This window comes from Paraburkholderia sp. HD33-4 (assembly GCF_021390635.1).
In the GTDB taxonomy this organism is placed as follows: domain Bacteria; phylum Pseudomonadota; class Gammaproteobacteria; order Burkholderiales; family Burkholderiaceae; genus Paraburkholderia.
This window is the reverse complement of the sequence record NZ_JAJEJS010000003.1, coordinates 496,068-515,514: the sequence shown is the minus strand read 5'-3', so window position 1 is coordinate 515,514 and position 19,447 is coordinate 496,068. Positions and strand designations below refer to the sequence as shown.

General features: G+C 62.7%; 17 protein-coding genes and 1 pseudogene. 9 read left to right on the top strand and 9 right to left on the bottom strand.

What is annotated here, in order from left to right:
- Positions 1 to 59 precede the first annotated feature (59 nt).
- Complete coding sequence (locus L0U84_RS36850) at positions 60 to 815, top strand: DeoR/GlpR family DNA-binding transcription regulator (protein ID WP_233857928.1); 756 nt, start codon at positions 60 to 62, stop codon at positions 813 to 815.
- A 26-nt stretch (positions 816 to 841) separates the two neighbouring features.
- On the opposite strand, the gene L0U84_RS36845 is transcribed toward L0U84_RS36850, so the two are convergent.
- From L0U84_RS36845 to L0U84_RS36825, 5 genes are read right to left on the bottom strand one after another with little or no spacing between them, the layout of a single operon-like run.
- A complete protein-coding gene (locus L0U84_RS36845) occupies positions 842 to 1,744 on the bottom strand; it encodes a transporter substrate-binding domain-containing protein (protein WP_233857926.1) in 903 nt (300 codons plus the stop codon).
- Between the two features lie 35 nt (positions 1,745 to 1,779).
- Positions 1,780 to 2,991 carry an aminotransferase class I/II-fold pyridoxal phosphate-dependent enzyme gene (locus tag L0U84_RS36840; protein WP_233857923.1) on the bottom strand — a complete coding sequence of 404 codons (1,212 nt, stop codon included), beginning with the start codon at positions 2,989 to 2,991 and terminating at the stop codon, positions 1,780 to 1,782.
- Positions 2,992 to 3,030: 39 nt separating this feature from the next.
- Positions 3,031 to 3,711 carry an RraA family protein gene (locus L0U84_RS36835; RefSeq protein ID WP_233857921.1) on the bottom strand — a complete coding sequence of 227 codons (681 nt, stop codon included), beginning with the start codon at positions 3,709 to 3,711 and terminating at the stop codon, positions 3,031 to 3,033.
- A 29-nt stretch (positions 3,712 to 3,740) separates the two neighbouring features.
- Positions 3,741 to 4,241, bottom strand: coding sequence for a LeuD/DmdB family oxidoreductase small subunit (locus L0U84_RS36830; protein ID WP_233857919.1), 501 nt, complete (start codon positions 4,239 to 4,241; stop codon positions 3,741 to 3,743).
- Between the two features lie 2 nt (positions 4,242 to 4,243).
- A complete protein-coding gene (locus L0U84_RS36825; protein ID WP_233857917.1) occupies positions 4,244 to 5,515 on the bottom strand; it encodes an aconitase/3-isopropylmalate dehydratase large subunit family protein in 1,272 nt (423 codons plus the stop codon).
- Positions 5,516 to 5,752: 237 nt separating this feature from the next.
- On the opposite strand from L0U84_RS36825, the gene L0U84_RS36820 reads away from it, so the two are divergent.
- The 4 genes from L0U84_RS36820 to L0U84_RS36805 all read left to right on the top strand — a co-directional run bounded on the left by L0U84_RS36820 (position 5,753) and on the right by L0U84_RS36805 (position 10,235).
- A complete protein-coding gene (locus tag L0U84_RS36820; protein ID WP_233857915.1) occupies positions 5,753 to 6,679 on the top strand; it encodes a LysR family transcriptional regulator in 927 nt (308 codons plus the stop codon).
- 137 nt (positions 6,680 to 6,816) lie between these two features.
- Positions 6,817 to 7,617: a transporter substrate-binding domain-containing protein gene (locus tag L0U84_RS36815; RefSeq protein WP_233857913.1), complete on the top strand. Its 801-nt coding sequence runs from the start codon at positions 6,817 to 6,819 to the stop codon at positions 7,615 to 7,617.
- Positions 7,618 to 7,978: 361 nt separating this feature from the next.
- A complete protein-coding gene (gene treA / locus L0U84_RS36810) occupies positions 7,979 to 9,652 on the top strand; it encodes an alpha,alpha-trehalase TreA (RefSeq protein WP_233857912.1) in 1,674 nt (557 codons plus the stop codon).
- Between the two features lie 214 nt (positions 9,653 to 9,866).
- Positions 9,867 to 10,235 (top strand): DUF2784 domain-containing protein, encoded by a 369-nt coding sequence (locus tag L0U84_RS36805; protein ID WP_233859806.1) that lies wholly within the window; start codon positions 9,867 to 9,869, stop codon positions 10,233 to 10,235.
- 197 nt (positions 10,236 to 10,432) lie between these two features.
- On the opposite strand, the gene L0U84_RS36800 is transcribed toward L0U84_RS36805, so the two are convergent.
- The gene (locus L0U84_RS36800; RefSeq protein ID WP_233857911.1) at positions 10,433 to 10,900 is read right to left on the bottom strand and encodes a lipocalin-like domain-containing protein; all 468 of its coding nucleotides are present in this window, start codon (positions 10,898 to 10,900) and stop codon (positions 10,433 to 10,435) included.
- 659 nt (positions 10,901 to 11,559) lie between these two features.
- On the opposite strand from L0U84_RS36800, the gene L0U84_RS36795 reads away from it, so the two are divergent.
- The 4 genes from L0U84_RS36795 (at position 11,560) to L0U84_RS36780 (ending at position 16,129) form a co-directional block, all read left to right on the top strand.
- Positions 11,560 to 13,395: a S10 family serine carboxypeptidase-like protein gene (locus L0U84_RS36795; protein ID WP_233857909.1), complete on the top strand. Its 1,836-nt coding sequence runs from the start codon at positions 11,560 to 11,562 to the stop codon at positions 13,393 to 13,395.
- A gap of 58 nt (positions 13,396 to 13,453) precedes the next feature.
- Positions 13,454 to 13,846 carry a 2-oxoglutarate dehydrogenase gene (locus L0U84_RS36790; RefSeq protein WP_233857907.1) on the top strand — a complete coding sequence of 131 codons (393 nt, stop codon included), beginning with the start codon at positions 13,454 to 13,456 and terminating at the stop codon, positions 13,844 to 13,846.
- Positions 13,847 to 14,101: 255 nt separating this feature from the next.
- A complete protein-coding gene (locus tag L0U84_RS36785) occupies positions 14,102 to 15,085 on the top strand; it encodes an MBL fold metallo-hydrolase (protein WP_442794131.1) in 984 nt (327 codons plus the stop codon).
- Positions 15,086 to 16,129, top strand: coding sequence for a CobW family GTP-binding protein (locus L0U84_RS36780; protein WP_233857903.1), 1,044 nt, complete (start codon positions 15,086 to 15,088; stop codon positions 16,127 to 16,129).
- 3 nt (positions 16,130 to 16,132) lie between these two features.
- Here the strand turns inward: L0U84_RS36780 and L0U84_RS36775 are convergent.
- From L0U84_RS36775 to L0U84_RS36765, 3 genes and pseudogenes are all read right to left on the bottom strand, one after another.
- A pseudogene (locus L0U84_RS36775) lies at positions 16,133 to 16,544 on the bottom strand (VOC family protein).
- Positions 16,545 to 16,655: 111 nt separating this feature from the next.
- A complete protein-coding gene (locus L0U84_RS36770; RefSeq protein ID WP_233857901.1) occupies positions 16,656 to 17,900 on the bottom strand; it encodes a metal-dependent hydrolase family protein in 1,245 nt (414 codons plus the stop codon).
- Positions 17,901 to 17,963: 63 nt separating this feature from the next.
- A complete protein-coding gene (locus L0U84_RS36765) occupies positions 17,964 to 19,331 on the bottom strand; it encodes an MFS transporter (RefSeq protein WP_233857899.1) in 1,368 nt (455 codons plus the stop codon).
- Between the last annotated feature and the right edge of the window lie 116 nt (positions 19,332 to 19,447).

Genomic DNA, 19,447 nt, shown 5'->3' with positions numbered 1-19,447 from the left:
GACAATGATTCATGGTATCGTGCAACTTCGTGCAATTTCAAGATATTTCGTGCAATCCAATGTTGACGACCCAACGCAAGAAGGCGATCCTCGACGAACTCGCGCGCAACGGCCAGGTGCTGGCAGGCGAGCTGAGCGCGGCGTTCGGCGTGTCGGAAGATACGATCCGCCGCGATCTGCGCGAACTGGCCGCGGAGGGGCGCTTGCAGCGGGTCCATGGCGGCGCGCTGCCCGCGTCGGCGGCGCTTGCGTCGTTCGAGCAGCGTCAGGACATCGAGACGCTCGCGAAGCGGCGCATCGCGCGGCGAGCGGTCGAGCTGATCGCGCCGGGGCAAACCGTGATCGTCGACGGTGGCACTACGTCGGCCCTACTGGTCCAGGAACTGCCGGCCGATCTGCACGCGACCATCGTCACGCATAGTCCGAGCGTCGCGACGGCGCTGGCCGCGCATCCTCGTGTCGAGGTGATCCTGATTGGCGGGCGGCTCTACAAACATTCGATCGTCGCGGTCGGCGCCGCGGCGATGGAAGGCATTGCGCGCATTCATGCCGACCTGTACTTCATGGGCGTGACCGGCGTGCATCCCAGCGCGGGGCTGAGCACCGGCGACTTCGAGGAAGCCGCCATCAAGCGCGCGCTCGCCGCGCGCGCGGCGGAAACGGTCGTGCTCGCGTCGGCGTCGAAACTGAACGCCGCGTCGCAGTTCGTGATCGGCGAGATCACGCTCGCGCAAACCATCGTGGTGGAGAAGAAGACCAGCGTGGAATTGACGAAGCCGCTCGAAGCGGCCGGGGTCACCGTGGTGAGGGCTTAGGGTGTCAGCGTCGACACCCAGCGCGCTCAATCATCCATCGGCCGATCGTTCGGGTGCTCGAACACGGCCTTCATCGTGTCGCTCATCGGCATGTCGAGATTGATACCCTTCGGCGGAATCGGCGACATGAACCACGTTTTATAGAGCTTCTCGCCTTCGCCGCTCTGTTCGATTTTCGCAATCGCACGGTCGACGATCGCCTTCATCGCGGGATCGTCCTTCGGCAACATGCAGGCAATCGCCTCGTGCGTTTGCGGATCGCCGGTCACCACGTAGTCGGCCGGATTGGACGAGGTCGCACGTTCCGCCGAGAGCACGTCCGAATCCATGAAAAAGGCCTGTGCACGTCCCGTTTCGAGGTTCAGGAACGAGCCGCTATGATCGCGCGCGGAGACCACCGTGATGTTCGCGTGCTTCTCCTCGACGTATTTGCGCAGAAAGCGCTCCGAGGTCGTACCGGCCGTCACGGCGACGGTCTTGCCATTCAGATCGTTGAACGAACGGATCCCGGAGTTGGCTTTCGTCAGCAGCCGCGTTTCAGTCACTGAAATCGTGTTGGAGAATCCAACCTGCTGGGCGCGCTCCTTGTTATTGGTCGTGCCGCCGCATTCGAGATCGATCGTGCCGTTCTGCATCAGCGGGATGCGGTTTTGCGCGTTCACCGGAATCATCCTGACCTGCAGCGATGGCGCATTGATCGCCTGCTGGATCTCCTTGACGATTTGCTGCGCGATGTCGTGCGAATAGCCGACCACCTTCTGCTCGTTGTCATAGTACGAATAGGGCAACGACGATTCGCGGTAGCCGAGCACGATGGTATTGCGCGCCTTGATATTGGCAAGCCGCCCCGTCAGATCCTGCGCGTGCGCGCCGAGCGTCAAACAGCCTATCAGCAGCGCCGGCAGCGCGCGTTGTATTAGCGTATGCATGGTGTCTCCTTGGCAGATTTATTATCAACTTTCCTTCACGCATCTCTTGTCAGCGATTCGCATGCGATGGCGATCCGCCGGCATCCTTCCTGAAGCTGCTCGTACGAAGTCGCAAACGATATCCGGAACGCCGGCGACAAGCCGAATGCCGCGCCCTGGATCACGCCGACGTCCTGGGATTCGAGCAGATACATGACGAAATCACTGTCGTTGGCGATCACGCGTCCATCGGGCGTACGCCGCCCGATCACGCCCGCGCATGACGGATAAACATAGAACGCGCCGGCCGGACGCGGACAATAGAGTCCGTCGACGGCGTTCAGGCTGTCCACCACGAGATCGCGCCGCCGCTGGAACTGTGTGCGCCAGTCGGCGAGAAAATCTTTCGGACCATTGAGCGCGGCCAGCGCGGCCGCCTGGCTGATCGCCGAAGGATTCGTCGTGCTTTGCGATTGCAGCTTCGCCATCGCCTTGATCAGCGTCTTCGGACCGCCCGCGAAGCCGATGCGCCAACCGGTCATCGCATAGGCCTTCGATACGCCGTTGACCGTCAGCGTACGCTCCTGAAGATGTGGATTGCACTGCGCGAACGTGGCGAATTCGAAGCCGTCGTAAATCAGATGCTCGTAGACGTCGTCGGTCAGAATCCACACGTGCGGATGGCGGCTCAGCACCTGGCCCAATGCCACCAGTTCGCCGTGGGTATACGACGCGCCGGTCGGATTGCACGGCGAATTGAGCACCAGCCATTTCGTGCGAGGTGTGATCGCGGCCTCCAGTTGCGCCGGCGTCATCTTGTAGCCGCTGTCGACATCGCATTCGACGATGACGGGGCGCCCGCCGTTGAGCAGTACCATGTCCGGATACGACACCCAGTACGGCGCCGGCACGATCACCTCGTCGCCCTCTTCGACCGTGCAGGTCAGCGCGTTGAAGATGACCTGCTTGCCGCCATTGCCGACGCTCACTTCATCCTGCGCGAAAACCAGGCCGTTTTCGCGCTCGAACTTGTCGCGCACCGCGCGCTTCAATTCGGGCGTACCGTCGACCACCGTGTAGCGCGTCTTGCCGCTCTTCATCGCGTCGTACGCCGCTTCGATGATATGGGGCGGCGTATCGAAGTCCGGTTCGCCGACCGTGAGCCCGATGATCTCGCGCCCCGCCGCGCGAAGTTCCTTGACGCGCGCGGTCGCCATCGAACTCGGCGAGGGTTTTATCCGGTCGAGACGCGTCGCAATCAGTTTCATGTGTATCCCTTTCGCTTTGGTCGTGCGCGCTTTCGGCGCTTATACGATCACGCCCTGCTCTTTCAGATAGGCGTCGATCCAGCCGCGCTTGTCCTGTCCGACCAGAATCGCCTCCTTGCGCTGCTGTTCGCGCTGCGCCTGTGCGCGCGCCGCCTGCAGCACTTCGTCGAGCCGTGCCGCGGGCACGGCGACGAGGCCGTCTTCATCACCGACGATCAGATCGCCCGCCTCGATCACGAGGCCTCCGATCGCAACCGGCACATTGATCTCGCCCGGGCCTTCCTTGAACGGCCCCCGATGCGTATTGCCCCGCGCGAAGCACGGAAAATCCGCGTGATAGAACGCCGCAACATCGCGTATCGCGCCGTCGATCACGAAGCCCGCCACGCCGCGCACCTGCGCATGCATCTGCATCAGTTCGCCGACCAGCGCCTGCGTCACTTCCCCGCCGCCATCGACGACGATCACGTCGCCGGGCTCGGCGATATCGATCGTTTTGTGGATCATCAGGTTGTCGCCCGGGCGCACCTTGACTGTCAGCGCACGGCCGACGAGCTTCTTCTCGCGGTGATAGCGTCGCAAACCGATCACGCCGCATAGGCGCTGCATGTTGTCGCTGATATGCGGCGTCACGATCGTGCTGAACGCGTCGATCATTTCAGCCGGAATCGGCGCGGGCATCGGCAATATGCGGAATCCTAACTTGTTCGAATGACTCATGGATGTCTTCCTCGCTACAGATACGATGTTCAGAACGCCGGGTGTCGACGCAGGTACGGAACGAGGCCGCCCGCGTCGAGAATGGCGAGCATCTCCGGCGCAATCGGCGCGGCCCGCAGCGGTTCGGCGCTGCCGTTGCAGCGCACGGAGACGTGCGCTCCCAACTCGATGTGCAATGCCGTACCTTCGCCGATGCGGCTCGTGTCGCATTCGATCGGGTACAGCCCGTTATTCACCGCGTTGCGGAAGTAAGTGCGCGCGAAGCTTTGCGCGAGCACGACCTTGATGCCGGCGCCGACCACCGCCGTGACGCCCACCTCCATCGCCGAGCCGCAGCCAAAGTTCTTGCCGGCAACGAGGATGTCGCCCGCGCGTACCGATGTGGCGAAATCAGGCGCAATCGTTTCGAACAGATACTGTTTCAGCACGGCGGGATCGAGCGATTCCCGCTTGCGCCGTGACGAAATGATGTAGTCGGTATTGACGTTATCGCCGAAGCACCGCGCCCTGCCGCTGATCGAAGTGGTCATGTTCACTGTTCTCCAGCGCCAAGCATGCGAGGACTCACGATACGCCCAGCGATCGCGCTCGCCGCACAGACCTCGGGAGACGCGAGGAAGATGTTGGCGCTCGAATTGCCCATACGTCCCTTGAAATTGCGGTTGGCGGTGGAAATCACGTTCGCGCCGTCCTCGGGAATCGCTCCGCTCGTGCCGCAGCACGCGCCACAACCCGGCGTCACGATCACCGCGCCAAGCGAGATCAGCTCGGCGAGTTCGCCGCTCCGCGTCAGTTCCAGCAGCACCTCGCGCGAAGCTGGCGTTACTACGAGCTGAACGCCGTCGGCGGGAGCGCCAAACTCCCGGAATACGTTCAACGCCTGGCGGAAGTCTTTCGTACGGCCGCCGGTGCAGGTGCCGAGAAACACCATCTGCACGGTTGTCGTATCGAGCGAGCCGACCCGCACGTTGTTCGACACCTCGTGCGGCACGGCGACATACGGCTCCAGCGTCGCGAGATCGATGTCGAGCGTGCGGGAATAGATTGCGTCGGAGTCGGCACTGACCGCGCCGGACAGGTCGTCGACGCGCCCTTCGAGGTAGCGTCGGCACGCGTCGTCGTACGGGAAGATCGCGTTCTTGGCGCCGAGTTCGACCGACATGTTGGCGACCACGAGGCGGTCCTCGAAGTCGAGGCTTTGCACGCCGTCGCCGGCGAATTCGAGCGTCTCGTAGGTGGCGCCGTCGTTGCCGAGCAATTGGGCGAGGTAGAGCGCAAGGTCTTTCGGATAGACGCCTCGTGCGAGCCGGCCACGCAAGTTCACGCGAATCGAGGTCGGCACCTTGAGCCAAACCTTGCCGGTCTTCATGACGCCCGCCAGATCCGACGAACCGATGCCCGTCGCGAAGCAGTTCGCCGCGCCATACGTGACCGAGTGACTGTCCGCGCCGACCAGCAGGCGACCCGGCGCGGCAAAGCCCTTTTCGACGACGAGCTGATGGCCGATACCCTCGCCGATGTCGAACAGGCGTATACCCTGCTCCTTCGCGAAGCGGCGGATACCGGCCTGCAACAAGGCGGCTTTCGGGCTCGGCGCGGGCGCGTAGTGGTCGAGCGCGAACAGCAGCTTGTGCGGCGCGTGCACCCGCTCGCCGTCCATCGCGGCAAAGTAATCGATGGCCATCGGAATCGAGCCGTCGGTGCCCAGCGCGTAGTCGACCTCGCAGATCACGACGTCGCCCGCGCGAACATCGCGGCCCGCTTTGGCCGACAGAATCTTTTCAGACAGGGTTTTTCCCGACATGGCCTCGATCTCGTTGCTAGACTCCGCGTTGGCGCACCGTTTCAACGCGTTATCGGCACAGTATCGCAAAGACGAATGTGCAGAATGCGGAGAAATCGGCATCGCGATCCATGAAAAAAATTCCTGGTTGGACGCCGGGACGCTTGCCAGATCGCCGCGCCGCATTCGATACTGCGGGTTATCACCGAACTGGCGCTTACGCCAGATCCTCTCCCCGTCAATGATCCTCCGACCTACGTGATCACGCTCAAGCAGCTCGAAGCGGTCTACTGGGTGGCCCGGCTCGGCACCTTCGCCGCGGCCGCGGATCGCCTGCATACGACACAGTCCGCGATCTCGAAGCGCGTCAACGAACTGGAAATTTTTTTCTCGACGCCGCTCTTCGATCGCAGCCACCGCGCGCCTCGCCTGACGCCGAAAGGCCGCGAACTGCTCGACACCGCGGAGGAAATGCTGCAATCGCGCGACCGACTGCTCGAACGAATGGGCAAGCCGGTCGAAGAAGTCCGGCGCTTTCGCATCGGTATAACCGAGCTGATCGCGCTAACCTTTCTGCCCCGCCTCGTGCGCGAGATCAGGCACGCGTACCCGGCGGTGTCGTTCGAGCCGGAGATCGACGTCAGCACGAAACTGACAGAGCGGCTTTTCGCCGGGGAGATCGACTTCATCATCGCGCCGACCCCGATCCGCACACCTCGCTTCACCTCGATACCGCTGCGCAAGATGCATCTGGCGTGGATGGCCAGCCCGTCGCTGGTCGGCGAAGCGCGCACGCTCTCGCTCGACGAGATCGCCGCGTGGCCGATCCTGATGCAGGCCGGCACTTCCGGCGTCGACGCGATCTATGAACGCTGGTTCGAGTCGAACAACGTATCGATACGCCGCGCCTTCGCGGGCAACAGTCTGATCTCGCTGTGTTCGCTGACGATCGCGGGTGTCGGCGTCAGCTACCTGCCCGCGCTTTATTTCGCCGATTTCGTTCGGCAAGGCGAACTCACGGTATTGCATTCGCAGCCGGAGTTGCCGCCGGTGCGGTACTACGCGGTCTATCGCAGCGACGGACCACAGCCGCTCTATTCGCACGTCGCGAGCCTCACGCGCGAGTTCTGCGATTTTTCGAAACCGGAGTTTCATCCGCGCGCGTCCGCTTCCGAACAAAGATGAAACAGACGACTTTTGGAGTGCTAGGATGACGCCCGCACCCCGACTTGTTCCGCGAAACGAGACTGTCGCAGGTGCAAACACGATGATGAAATCGTTGCGTTGTGCAGCCTGATACTCAAGTACAGAGGAGACACTCAATGAAACTTTCGAAGCTGCTGATTAACGCGCTGGCCATCTCCGCCTTCGGCTTTACCGCAGTCGCGGCTCATGCCGAAGATCTGCTCGACTCGGTCAAACAGGCTGGAGTCCTGAAGATCGGTCTTGAAGGCACCTATCCGCCGTTCGACTCGCGCAACAAGGACGGTCAACTGGAAGGCTTCGACGTCGATGTCGCGAAGGCCGTGGCGGCGAAGCTCGGCGTAAAACCTGAGTTCATTCCGACCGAGTGGAGCGGCATTATCGCGGCGCTGCAAAGCGGCAAATTCGACGTGATCATCAATCAGGTCACCATTACCCCGCAACGCCAACAGGTTCTTGATTTCAGCCAGCCGTACACGTACTCGGCCGCGCAGCTGATTCAACGGGCCGACGACAAGCGTGAATTCAAATCGCTCGACGAGTTCAAGGGCGACAAGAAGATCGGCGTGACGCTCGGCACCAACTACGACCAGATGGCGCGCGCGGTACCCGGCATCAACGTGCAGACTTATCCGGGCGCGCCCGAGAAGCTGCGCGATCTCGCCGCGAAGCGTATCGACGCGACGATCGACGATCGGCTGATGCTGCCGTACATCATCAAGAACTCGCAGTTGCCGCTGCGCACGGGCGCGGTACTGAAAGGCGCCGATCAGGAAATGGGCATCCCGTTCCGCAAGGACAATCCGAAGTTCGCGAAAGCACTCGACGATGCGCTGACCCAACTGAAGCAGGACGGCACGCTGAAAAAGATCTCGATGCACTGGTTCGGCACGGACGTGACGCAGCCTATCGCGCAGTAATTTTCTCGTTGTTCTCGCGTACCCGCGCCGGCCTGCCGAATGGTCGACGCAGGTACGTCATTTGCTCGATGAGCGGTTTCTCTCGCGGAACCGCTCGCGATCAACACTTCCATTGCTTCAAATCACGAAGCACGCGCAAATACGCGATTGCGCGCACCTGCCCGTTCGTTCTTCCCGTTTCATTCGTCATGCTGAGTGCATACAGGATGCGCTGCGCCGCAGTTGCCTGATGCTTCGAAAGCGTGCGATGCTTTCGGAGCCATTGATCCGGCCACCTCGTGTCGGACTCGCGTGTCGCCGGGAGACGGCATCGAATGGCGTGCGATGAGACCAGTGAAATGCCCACAACCTTGGAGGCATCATGAGCATTCAATCACTGTCTCGCATCAGCACCGCATCAAACGCGCATCTCTTCCCCAGCCCAAATAAGCACTTCGTGCCGCGACGTTCGCCTATCACGCTCGGCGTCGCCTGCATCGCCTCGCTCGTCTTCGCGTCCGCGAGCTCTCTGGCCGATACCCAGGTGGGCGCCACGCTGCCGCCCGCGCCCGACATTCTGTACGGCGATCTGTTCGTCGCCGTGCAAACCGCGCAGATCTTCGCCGACCAGAAGACGTTCGTCGACGCAACGCCGAATGGCAATCCCGCCGCGATCGTGCAGTTATACGAAACCCAGAAGAACCAGCCCGGCTTTTCGCTGCAGAAATTCGTCAGCCAGTACTTCACACCGCCGCCCGATCAGAGCATCACGCCACCGCCGAACCAGAGCTTGCGCGAACACATCGACTGGCTCTGGAACGGCCTCACGCGAACGACGACGAGCGCACCCGACTACAGCTCGCTGATCCCGTTGCCCAAGCCGTACGTGGTGCCGGGCGGCCGCTTTCGCGAAGGCTACTACTGGGATACCTATTTCACGATGCTGGGGCTGCAGGAGTCCGGACGCGAAGATCTCGTCGACGACATGCTCGACAACTTCGCGTACATGATCGACACGTTCGGGCATATTCCGAACGGCAATCGCACGTACTATCTGAGCCGCTCGCAGCCACCGTTCTACTCGTATATGGTCGAGCTCGCGGCGCAAAAAGAAGGCAACAAGGTTTATCAGAAGTACCTGCCCGAATTGCGCAAGGAGTACGCGTACTGGATGCAGGGCTCGACCAGCACGCCACGCGGCGGCGCGACGCGCAATGTGGTCGTGCTCAACGATGGCACCGTGCTGAACCGCTACTGGGACGAACTGGACACGCCGCGCGACGAGTCGTATCTCGAGGACGTGCAGACCGCGCAGGCTAGCGGCCGGCCGGCCGGCCAGGTCTACCGCGATCTGCGCGCGACCGCCGAAAGCGGCTGGGATTTCAGCTCGCGCTGGTTCGGCGACAACCAGACGCTCGCCACGGTGCGCACGACATCGATCATCCCGGTCGACCTGAACAGCCTGTTGTTCCATCTCGAGACGACGATCGCGCGCGGCTGTTCGGAGACACGCGACTTCCGTTGCGTCGCGCAGTTCATCGGCCACGCGGCGCGGCGCGCGGAAGGCATCAACCGCTATCTGTGGAACAGCAACGGCTACTACGGCGACTACGACTGGCAACTCGGCAAATCACGCGACAACCAGACACCCGCGATGCTGTATCCGCTGATGGCGGGCGTGGCGTGGCCCGATCGCGCGTGGAAGACCGCGCGGACCGTGCAGAACGTGCTGCTCAAACAGGGCGGTCTCGCGACATCGACCTATAACACCACGCAGCAATGGGACGCGCCGAACGGCTGGGCGCCGTTGCATTGGATCGCGATTCAGGGCCTCAAGCGCTACGGACGCGCCGACCTCGCGCAGCCGATCGGCACGCGCTTTCTCGCGGACGTCCAGAACGTCTACAACACGCAGCAGAAGCTCGTCGAGAAGTACGTCGTCGAAGGCGCGGGAGAAGGCGGCGGCGGTGGTGGCGAGTATCCGCTGCAGGACGGCTTCGGGTGGACCAATGGCGTGACGTTGATGCTGCTCGATCTGTATGGCAATGGGCAGTGACACGCCGCGGCGTTTTCAAGCGAGTGCTGTGAGGTCGGTCTTGCGATTCTGAAGACATCACATCAAGCCTGCGGGGTCGTGAAAAAACCTCGCAGGCAGAATTTCCCGCCTCGAACGCCCGATGCACCGACACGTGATTCGCCGCACGAATCGCTCTTCCGTCAGTCCAAACCAGATCGACGTCGTCTACAAGATCCTCTCCGGTGGAAGCAGAATGATCTGGCTCGCCAATATTGTTCTCGTGCTGCACGCGCTGATCGTGGTGTTCATCGTGGGCGGACTATTCGCGATCTGGATCGCCGACGGTTTGCGACTCCCGTGGGCGCGCAATCGTGCATTCCGGACCACACATGTTCTCGCCATCGGCATCGTGGCGACCCTCGCAGTGCTCGATGTGCCCTGCCCGTTGACCGTTCTGGAGGACTATCTGCGCACGGGAACGGCCGGTCCGCAAGGCTTCATACAGCGCTGGGTCAGCGTCTGGCTGTATTACGACTTTCCGGGCTGGGTGTTCGTGCTCGCATATGTCGCGTTCTTGCTGACGGTGCTTCTTACGTGGTATCGAATCCGGCCACGATCGTGAGTCGGATAAGGTCCGCCCTGGCGCTCGCTGGCGGAAGGAGAACCCCTTACTCTATGGCCGTTACATAGGCTCAAATCGGCTTTGCGCAGTGAGACGGGCAGACAGAGGACAAACCTACCGGTCTATTGGACGGCGAGCAGCTTCGTGACGACCATTGGTTCACGCGACAGGAAGCGTCGACTTTTAGCGGGCAATTTTTATTTGCCCACCTTGTCGTCGGACTTGACCTTGACCCACACCAGCACTGAAGTACTTTGCTTTCCCGTCACCGGGTTCTTGTCCGGCAGCGTCGTGATGTACAGATGCTCGCCGTCGATCTTGAATTGCCGCACCTGCACCGTGCCGGTCCATGACTCGTTCCACGATGCGTCGACATGATGACTGACCAGGTCGCCATCGATGCTATACGTTCCCGCGTAGGCACTGAGTCCGTTATAGAGTTCGATGCGCTCGGCGTCGGTTGGCACGACACCGGTAGGTGCCTTGCGTCCTTCCTTGAGTAAGATCGCCTGCATGCGGCCGTCGGGGCCATAGCTCAGATAACCGTCCGGGTGTGCGCCGAACAGGTCCGTCCTTTCGCCGTTGGCCAGCTCTTCGGTGGTGAAGGACTGAAGCTTCCAGGTTCCCAGCAGCGCACTGTTGTCGTTACGCCGATCTCGTGCCATAGCCGCCCCTTTCCGAAAACGAACTACGCCCCCCCTCGGCAACACTACCCGCAACCGGCGTCCCGAGCAATCGACGCCGCCCGAACGGAATTTCCACGGCTTGCCTTTTTAATTGCGTTGAGAAGGTATTTTTACCGGTTAAATTTACCATTTAATTATATTTTTCAATCGCAACTAATTCCGACGATGTACCCACGAAAATCCGCAGTTCAGCGTCACTATTCAATGCAATTCGGATAAGCCCCGTCAGCATTTTTCCGTCCTCTTGCCGCCGCGACCGCGCCAATGCTCGATCTCACAGCTCAACTCCTCGACAACGAGCCAAGCTTATTCTGAATCGCATAATCACCGCTTGATGCTTGACAAGACCTCATTTCACCGCCTATTTTCACTCTTGCTGTAAGTATCGGAAAGATTAAATTTTAGATTTCTCTTGAAATGTCGAGATAAATCGACAGGGAATTCCTTTGTCCATTCAATCGATAATTTGGGAAAGCAAATAGAAATATCATTGAAAGTATTTTGAATTAATACATTGGGAAAAGCTGTCCATGCAACCGCTGCGTGCCTTCGAGTGCGGTGCGGGTTATTCGATCTCCCACGCGCGCGACCGGCGAAAAGCGGCCTTTGTGTAGCGGTATCACTCACCAGGGAACGAGATGAAACCAGACAGAAGGAGTACCGGCGATGGCCGCGTCCGTCGTCATGGCCGGCTAGCCGCACTTAGCGCGCTGACACTCGGAATCGTCATCCTCGCAGGATGCGGCGGCAGCGACGGAGGTTCGTCGGCGTCGGCGGTGCCGAGCAGCATGGCGCAGGTCGCCAATCAGGCACAAGCCGCATCCGCGCCGCAAACGCCGTCCGCCAATCAGCCCTACATCGATCTCACCAGCTATTCGACGAGTGCAACGTCCGGCATCGCCGAGTCACTGGTCGCGGAGAAAGCGGCGATCATGCATTACCAATGGACGTCTGGCAGCACCACCGTCAACTACACGACGACCACCGGTCACCTGACCGCCATGGATCTGACGAGCGGCGCAGCCGAGGCGACGATGTCCTACGTGGCCTACACCGCGCCGAGCACGAACGGCAAACCGCGCCCCGTCACGTTCGTCTATAACGGCGGCCCCGGCTCTTCGTCGATCTGGCTGCGACTGGGCTCGTTCGCGCCGACGCGCGTCGCGACCACCGACCCGCTGCTGAACGGCACCAGCTGGCCGAACTACCCGCTCGTGAACAACACGGAGAGCCTGATCGACACGACCGACCTCGTGTTCATCGATCCGCCGGGCACGGGTCTCTCCGAAGCGATCCTGCCGAACACGAACCAGACCTACTGGAGCACCGATGCGGACGCGAACATCATGCGCGACTTCATCATCCGCTACCTGACGGTCAATTCGCGCAGCAGCTCGCCGATCTATCTGTACGGTGAGTCGTACGGCACGCCTCGCACCGACATCCTTGCGCTCGCGCTCGAATCGGCCGGCGTGCATCTGACGGGGATCACGCTGCAGTCTTCGATCCTGAACTACTTCGCCGATGCGATCGAGGCGGTGGCGATCACGGGTTCGCCCGATCAGCTCGCGCTCGAAACCGATACGTTGAGCGGCTACATGCCGGGCTATGCCGAGGTTGCGGCGTACTACCACCAGGTATCGCCAGCGCCGATGAACCAGGCGACCTACGCGCTTCGCAGCGAGGCGTTCGTGACCGCCAACTACAACCTGTTCAAGAATTATTCGCTGTACTGGACATTGAGTCAGCTCGGCGCGCCGACTTACGCGGGACCGCCGAACTTCCCGCCGACGTGGCTCGAGAAGTTCTGGGACGCCGAATCCGGCCTCACGTTGCAGGCGATGCAGGGATACTTCAACATCAACCCCTTCAACATCACGCTGGTGCCGGGCTCGACGATCGGCCGCTACGATGGTCGCGTGTCGCTGCCCAACTCGGACCCGCGCCTGCAAACCGATGGCGACCCGTCGGACATCCTGATCTCGCTGCCGTTCACCAATGCGTTGGCGACGCAGATGCCGGATTACCTCGGCTACACGGCACCGAACGCGGCGTACATGCCGCTGAACGACGCGATCATCCAGGTATGGGATTTCTCGCACGGCGGCCAGCCGCTGCCCGACACGATCCCCGATCTGCTCGGCGCGCTGAAGCTGAATCCGCAACTGAAGGTGCTGGCGGAGAACGGCTATCACGATCTCGCCACGCCGTTCTTCAATACCGAGAAGCAGCTCGCGCGGCTCAAAACGGTGCAGGGTCTCAACCCGAATCTGCAGGTCAACTTCTTCCAGGGCGGACATATGATCTATCTGGACGACGTGGCGCGCCCGCAGATGAAGACGGACCTCGCGGCATTCTATGGTGGCACGCCGATCGCAGGCGCACTGACGCTGGCGACGCTGCCGCGGCCGTGGGCCGACGAAGCGCCGGCCGCTACGCCGACGAGCGAGGCGGTCGCCGCGGCCGCGCCCTGATTGATGGTGGTTTTCGCTTCGCGCGAAACCCTCTGACTACCTTTTATGGCGAGTGATCATGTCTTCAATCGATATCTTGCGACGTACGCTGGCGTTGATCGTCCTCGGTGTGGTCGTCGGCAGTGCGCACGCGTTGCCGCCTCAGCCGGTGGCGCCCGTGACGCTACCCAACGGCGGACACGGCGTGGATGGTCCGTTCTTTCCTCATAACCGTGCTAACGCGGTCGCGCCGACCACCGGCACGACGCTGCAGCAGCAGGCTCAGCAGCGCATGGAGAGCAGGCTGGGCGCGAATTCGGTGCTCAGCAATGGCTCGTCGATCACCAAGGCCCAGGCGCAAAGCAATGGGCTCGGCTATATCGCCAAACATTTCGACGAGATCGATACCGCGCATTCGGGCCGTGTGACGTTGAACGACGTTCGGCAGTATCTGCAGCAGCATCAGCAGTGATGGTCCGATAGTTCAGTGGTCCATTGGTCCGGCATGGCGGCCGGCGGCGCGTCGCGATCGTGCGGCGCGCGGCCGGCCGGATGCGGTCCGAGGTATTTCTGATTCACGCCCCCGGTCAGTCCCGAGCCCGCTAAAATCCAGTGGTTCAAGCGCTCGCGCATGCGACGCGTTCAGGCCATCCCAACAAGAATTGCGAAAACTCAGGAGACACCGCCCATGAGCGATCAGCCGTTTGGACGCTCCCGTCGCGACTTCATGCGTCTTGCCGTGACCGCCGGCACCACCGCCGCGCTGCCGTGGATGCAGGAGGCCAACGCGCAGTCGCCGGCGAGCGCAACGCCCGCGGCAACTGCCGCCGCGACGACCAGCGCCACCGCAGCCGGCTCCTCGACCAAAGGCACCCAGCTGATTCTGCTCGGCACCAAAGGGGGCCCGACGCCGTCGGATCTGCGCGCGGCGCCGTCGAACGTGCTGGTGGTCGACGGCCAGCCGTACGTGGTCGATTGCGGCAACGGCGTCGCGCTTCAATTGACCAAGGCGGGCATCAAGCTGCCGGGCATTCGCGACATTTTCCTCACCCATCATCATTCGGATCACAACGCCGACCTCGGCAATCTCGTGTTCCTCGCGTGGGCGACCGGTCTGCATACGCCGGTCAATCTGTACGGGCCGCCGCGCATCACGAAGATGATCGACGATTTCGTCGACATGAACGCGATCGATCTCGACGTGCGGATGCGCGAAGAAGGCCGCCCGCCGATGCGTCCGCTGATCAACATCCACGAGTTCGACGGGCCGCGCGTCGTGATGGAAGACGAGCGCGTGCGCGTGACGTCGCTGCTGGTCGATCACTACACGATCAAGCCGGCATTCGCGTACCGCTTCGAGACGCGGGATCGCACGATCGTCTTCTCCGGCGACACGACCTACTATCCGCCGCTCGCCGACTTCGCGAGAGGCGCGGACGTACTCGTCCACGAAGTGATGTACCTGCCCGCGCTGGAAAAGCTGATGAAGACCGTCGACAACGCGCCGACGCTGCTCGATCACCTGATGAAGAGCCACACCACGACCGAGCAGGTCGGCCGGATCGCCGCGGCGGCCGGCGTGAAGACGCTGGTGCTGAGCCACTTCGTGCCCGGCGGCGACCCCGCGATCACCGACGACATGTGGGCCGCCGACGCGCGCAGGCATTTCGACGGACGGATCATCGTCGGTAAAGACCTGCTGGTGATCTGAGTGACGCAGAGCCATCTCGCGCACGCGGCCCCGATTCCCGTCACGCTGCTGACGGGGTTTCTCGGCTCGGGCAAGACCACGCTGCTCAATCGCCTGCTGCCACAGCCGGTGCTAGGCCGTTGCGCGGTGGTCATCAACGAGCTCGGCGCGATCGGTCTCGATCATCTGTTCGTCAGCACGTCGCGCGACGAAACCGTCGCGCTGCTCGAAAACGGCTGCCTGTGCTGCGGCGTGCGCGACGAACTGGCGGCGACCGTCGCCGACCTGCTCGCGCGCCGCGAGCGGGGTGAGATTCCGGCGTTCGAGCGGATTCTGATCGAGACCACGGGGCTCGCGCGACCCGGCCCGGTGATCTCGCTGTTGCTCGGCGACGCGGCGCTCGAAGGCCGCGTGCAACTCGACGGCATCGTGACGACCGTCGATGCGAAGCACGGCGCCGCGCAGCTTGCACGTCACGAGGAATCGCGTCAGCAGGTCGCGGTCGCCGACCGGCTGTTGCTGACCAAAGCCGAACTGGCCGATGCCGCGGCGCTCGCCGAGCTGAGCGCGACGCTCGACACGCTGAATCCCACGGCGACGCGCATCTCCGTGCGCAACGGCGAGCTCGACGCGAGCCAGTTGCTCGGCATCCTGACGCCGCGTACCGTGCGGCCATGGCTGCGCGCCGCGCCCATGCGACGCGCATCACTGATGAGCGGCACAGCAACCGCGAGCGCCGCCCATCCGGACATCGACAGGTTCTGCCTCACCTACGCGCAGCCGTTGCCGATGCAGGCCTTTGAAACCGCGCTGACCGTGCTGCTCGGCTATCACGGCGAACGCATCCTGCGGGTCAAGGGTATTGGCAATTTCATCGGCGAGGCGCGGCCGATCGTGTTTCATGGCGTGCAGCAGCTACTGCATGAGCCGCTACGCCTCGACGCCTGGCCCGACGACGATCGCACGACGCGGCTCGTGTTCATCGTGCAGGGGCTTGCGCGAGCGGTGATCGAAGACACGATTGCGCACTTTCTGCGCGAGGCGGACGTGACGGCGCCTCGCTGACGCTCACTTGCCCGCTGCCGCCTGGATCATCTTCCAGCCATTGCCGGCCGGATCGCGAAAGCCCGCATCGACGCTGCCGAAGCGATCCACCGGCTCCTGCGTGAATTCCACGCCGCGCGCCTTCAACTGCGCGTAGCTCGCGCGACAGTCGGCAACGGACAACACCAACGGCGGCATCGCTCCCTTCGCGACCATCACGCAGCGTTTGCGCGGTCGCTTCATCGTGGACCGGCGGTCCCGGCGCGAACAGTCCCAGCTGGAAAGTCGGCTGCTCCGGGTGCTGGACCGTGAGCCAGCGGTAAGCCCCGTTGCGCACGTCCGTGTGGACCTGAAAGCCGAGCTTGTCGACGTAGAACGAAAGCGCCGCATCCTGATCGTCGACGTACAAACCGACCACATTGATACCCTGATTCATGATTCTTCCCTCCGTGGTTGAGGGCTCGACTGTATCGCTGGCCACGCGGCGGCGCTTCTCCAAAACTGCGATCGCCGGGTCGCAAGCGCAACGAATGGATGATTCGCGGGCTCAATGCAATTCGTTGAATTCGACGCGGCCGCCCTTCATCACCAGCGGGATGTGCTCGCCCTGGCCCGTCAGGCAGCTCAAGTCGCGCAACGGATCGCCGTCGACCACCAGCACGTCGGCATAGGCGCCCGGGGTGAGGCGCCCCAGCTTACCCGTCATGCCGAGAATTTCGGCGCCGATGGTGGTCGCGCTGCCGATGATCTCGGCGGGACTCAGCACTTGCGCGCGAATCGCGAACTCGTCGCTTTGCATACGGTGGCCCGGGCCGAGCAGATCGGAGCCGAAGCCCATCTTGACCCCGGCGCGCCTGAAAATCTCCAGTGACTTCAAGCCGGCTTCACGCACGGTATCGATCTTGGCCGCGCTCTCGGCCGACAAGCCATAGCGCACGCCCTCGAGATGCAAGGCCTCGTAGGCCACCAGCGTGGGTACCACGTACGCGCCGCACTCGGCCATCAGATCGGCGGTCGGCGCATCGATCAGGTTACCGTGCTCGATGGTGCGCACGCCGCAGCGCACCGCGCGTCGCATCGATTCAGCCGTATAGGCGTGCGCCATCACGTAGGTGCCGCGCGCCTCGGCTTCGGCGACGACCGCGCGGATCTCGTCCTCCGAATAGCCGAGCGCGCCGATCGGATCGGTCGGCGACGCGACGCCGCCGGAGGCCATGATCTTGATCTGGTCTGCGCCCATCTGCAGTTCTTCGCGCACGGCGCGGCGCAACGCGTCGACGCCGTCGACGACCCGGCTCAACGCACCGACTCGCACGCAGCAGTTGCAAGGCGCGTCGCCGGGCATAAAGTCCGTGCGCGCGCGGCCGTCACCGTGGCCGCCGGTCTGGCTCAGCGCGCGTCCGGCGACGAACAGGCGCGGCCCTTGCGCGAGGCCCATTTCGACCGATTGCTTGAGCGCGAAGCCGGCGCCGCCCGCGTCGCGCACCGTCGTGAAGCCGCGCCGCAGGATGCCGCGCATGATCGGCAGCGCCTTGAGGGTGACGAATACGTTGGGCATGTTCACCTGGCTCGGCAGATCGAATTGCGTCGCGACCATGTGCGCATGCAAGTCGATCAGGCCCGGCATGATGGTCTTGCCTTTCAGATCGATCACCTGTGCGTCGGGGGCATCGATCGGCTGCTGCGATACTTCCTTGATCGTGTCGCCTTCAACCAGCAGGTTGTGGCCCGGCTGCAATGCATGATGCAGCGGATCGAGCAAAGCGCCGTTCTTGAACAGGATGCGGTCCATCTGTGGTTCCTCGGGTTGCAGGGTGCGAGCGCGCGATGCGCCGGCTGTGAGCGGTTCAGCGGTTCAGCGGTTCAGGCGCATCGCGGCAATTTCTTCGAGCGACCGGCCTCGGGTGGACACGCCCATGATCAGAACGGCGAGCGCACCGATGATCAGCACCAGCGTCGTGCCGCCGAAAACCCCGCCGAAGCCGAGGCGCGGGTATAGAAAGCCGACCAGAATCGGCGCGGCGATCGCGCCCAGGCGTCCGATCGCCGAAGAGACGCCCATGCCGGTCGCGCGAACTTCGGTGGGGAACACTTCGGGCGTGTAGGCATAGACGCCGGCATAGGTCCCGTTCATGAAGAACGACAGCAAGAAGCCGGACGTCAGAATTTGAGCATCGCTGTGCGTGAGCGCGAGCCCAAGCGCGGAGAACCCGCCCAGCGCCATGTACGTGACGATGGTCGCGCGCCGGCCGATCTTTTCATTGAGCCACGCGCCCGAGAAGTAGCCGGGAATTTGCGCGAGGTACATGACCAGCGAGTACGAAAAGCTACGCGTGATCGTCATGCCGCTTTGCACCAGCAGCCCGGGGATCCACGTGAAGAACGCGTAGTAACTGAACGTGATCGACAGCCACATCAGCCAGGCCATCGCGGTGATGCCGGCCAACTGGCGCGACCACAGCGCCCTGAGTTTGGCGAATGGCGAGCCGCTCGCGACAGGGGGCGGGGCGCTCGTCGCGAGTGCCTGCTCCGGCAGCAGCGGCAAGCCCGCGGCGCGCACCACCTCCTCCATCCGGTCGACGATCACCGAGGCTTCGGCAGTTCTGCCGCGGCTGTCGAGCCAGCGCGGTGATTCGGGCAACGCACGCCGCCACCACAGCAGCATGACGATCGGCAGCGCGGTGATCACCGAGACGACACGCCAGGCTTCGGGCGCCAGCGGGATGACCAGGTAACCGAGTATCGCGGCGAACACGAAGCCGAACGAGAAGAACGCCGCCAGACTGCCGGTGAAGGTGCCGCGATACTTGCGCGCGCAGAACTCCGACAGGAACGGCGCGACGATTGCACTTTCAGCTCCGGTGCCGACCCCGGCGACGATGCGCGTCGCCATGAAGAAGGGCCAATCCTGCGCGGTGGCGCTGATCAGCGACGCGATGCAGTAGATGATCAGCGCCCACACCATGACTTTGCGCCGGCCGATTACGTCGCCGAGGATGCCAGCGAGCGCGGCGCCGAAAAAGTAGCCAATGAAGGTGCCGCTGCCGAGTACGCCGGTCTGCACGCTGCTCAGATGCCACTGGTTGCGCAGCACGGGCAGCATGAATGCCAGCACGGCGGCATCCATCGCATCGAAGACGTAGCCGAGTCCTCCCAGCCAGAGCAGTTTGCGATGAAAGCTCGAATACGGCAGGCGTTCTATACGCGCGGGGATCGTCGGCATGGCTTGCTTCCAGAAAGGGCAGCGCCGTGGCGCCGGGCATGGTCGAACGAGTATAGGAAGTCGAAATGGGGGGGTCTTGGTCGGAAACCGCATCGAACATGCGGATTCCGGCATCA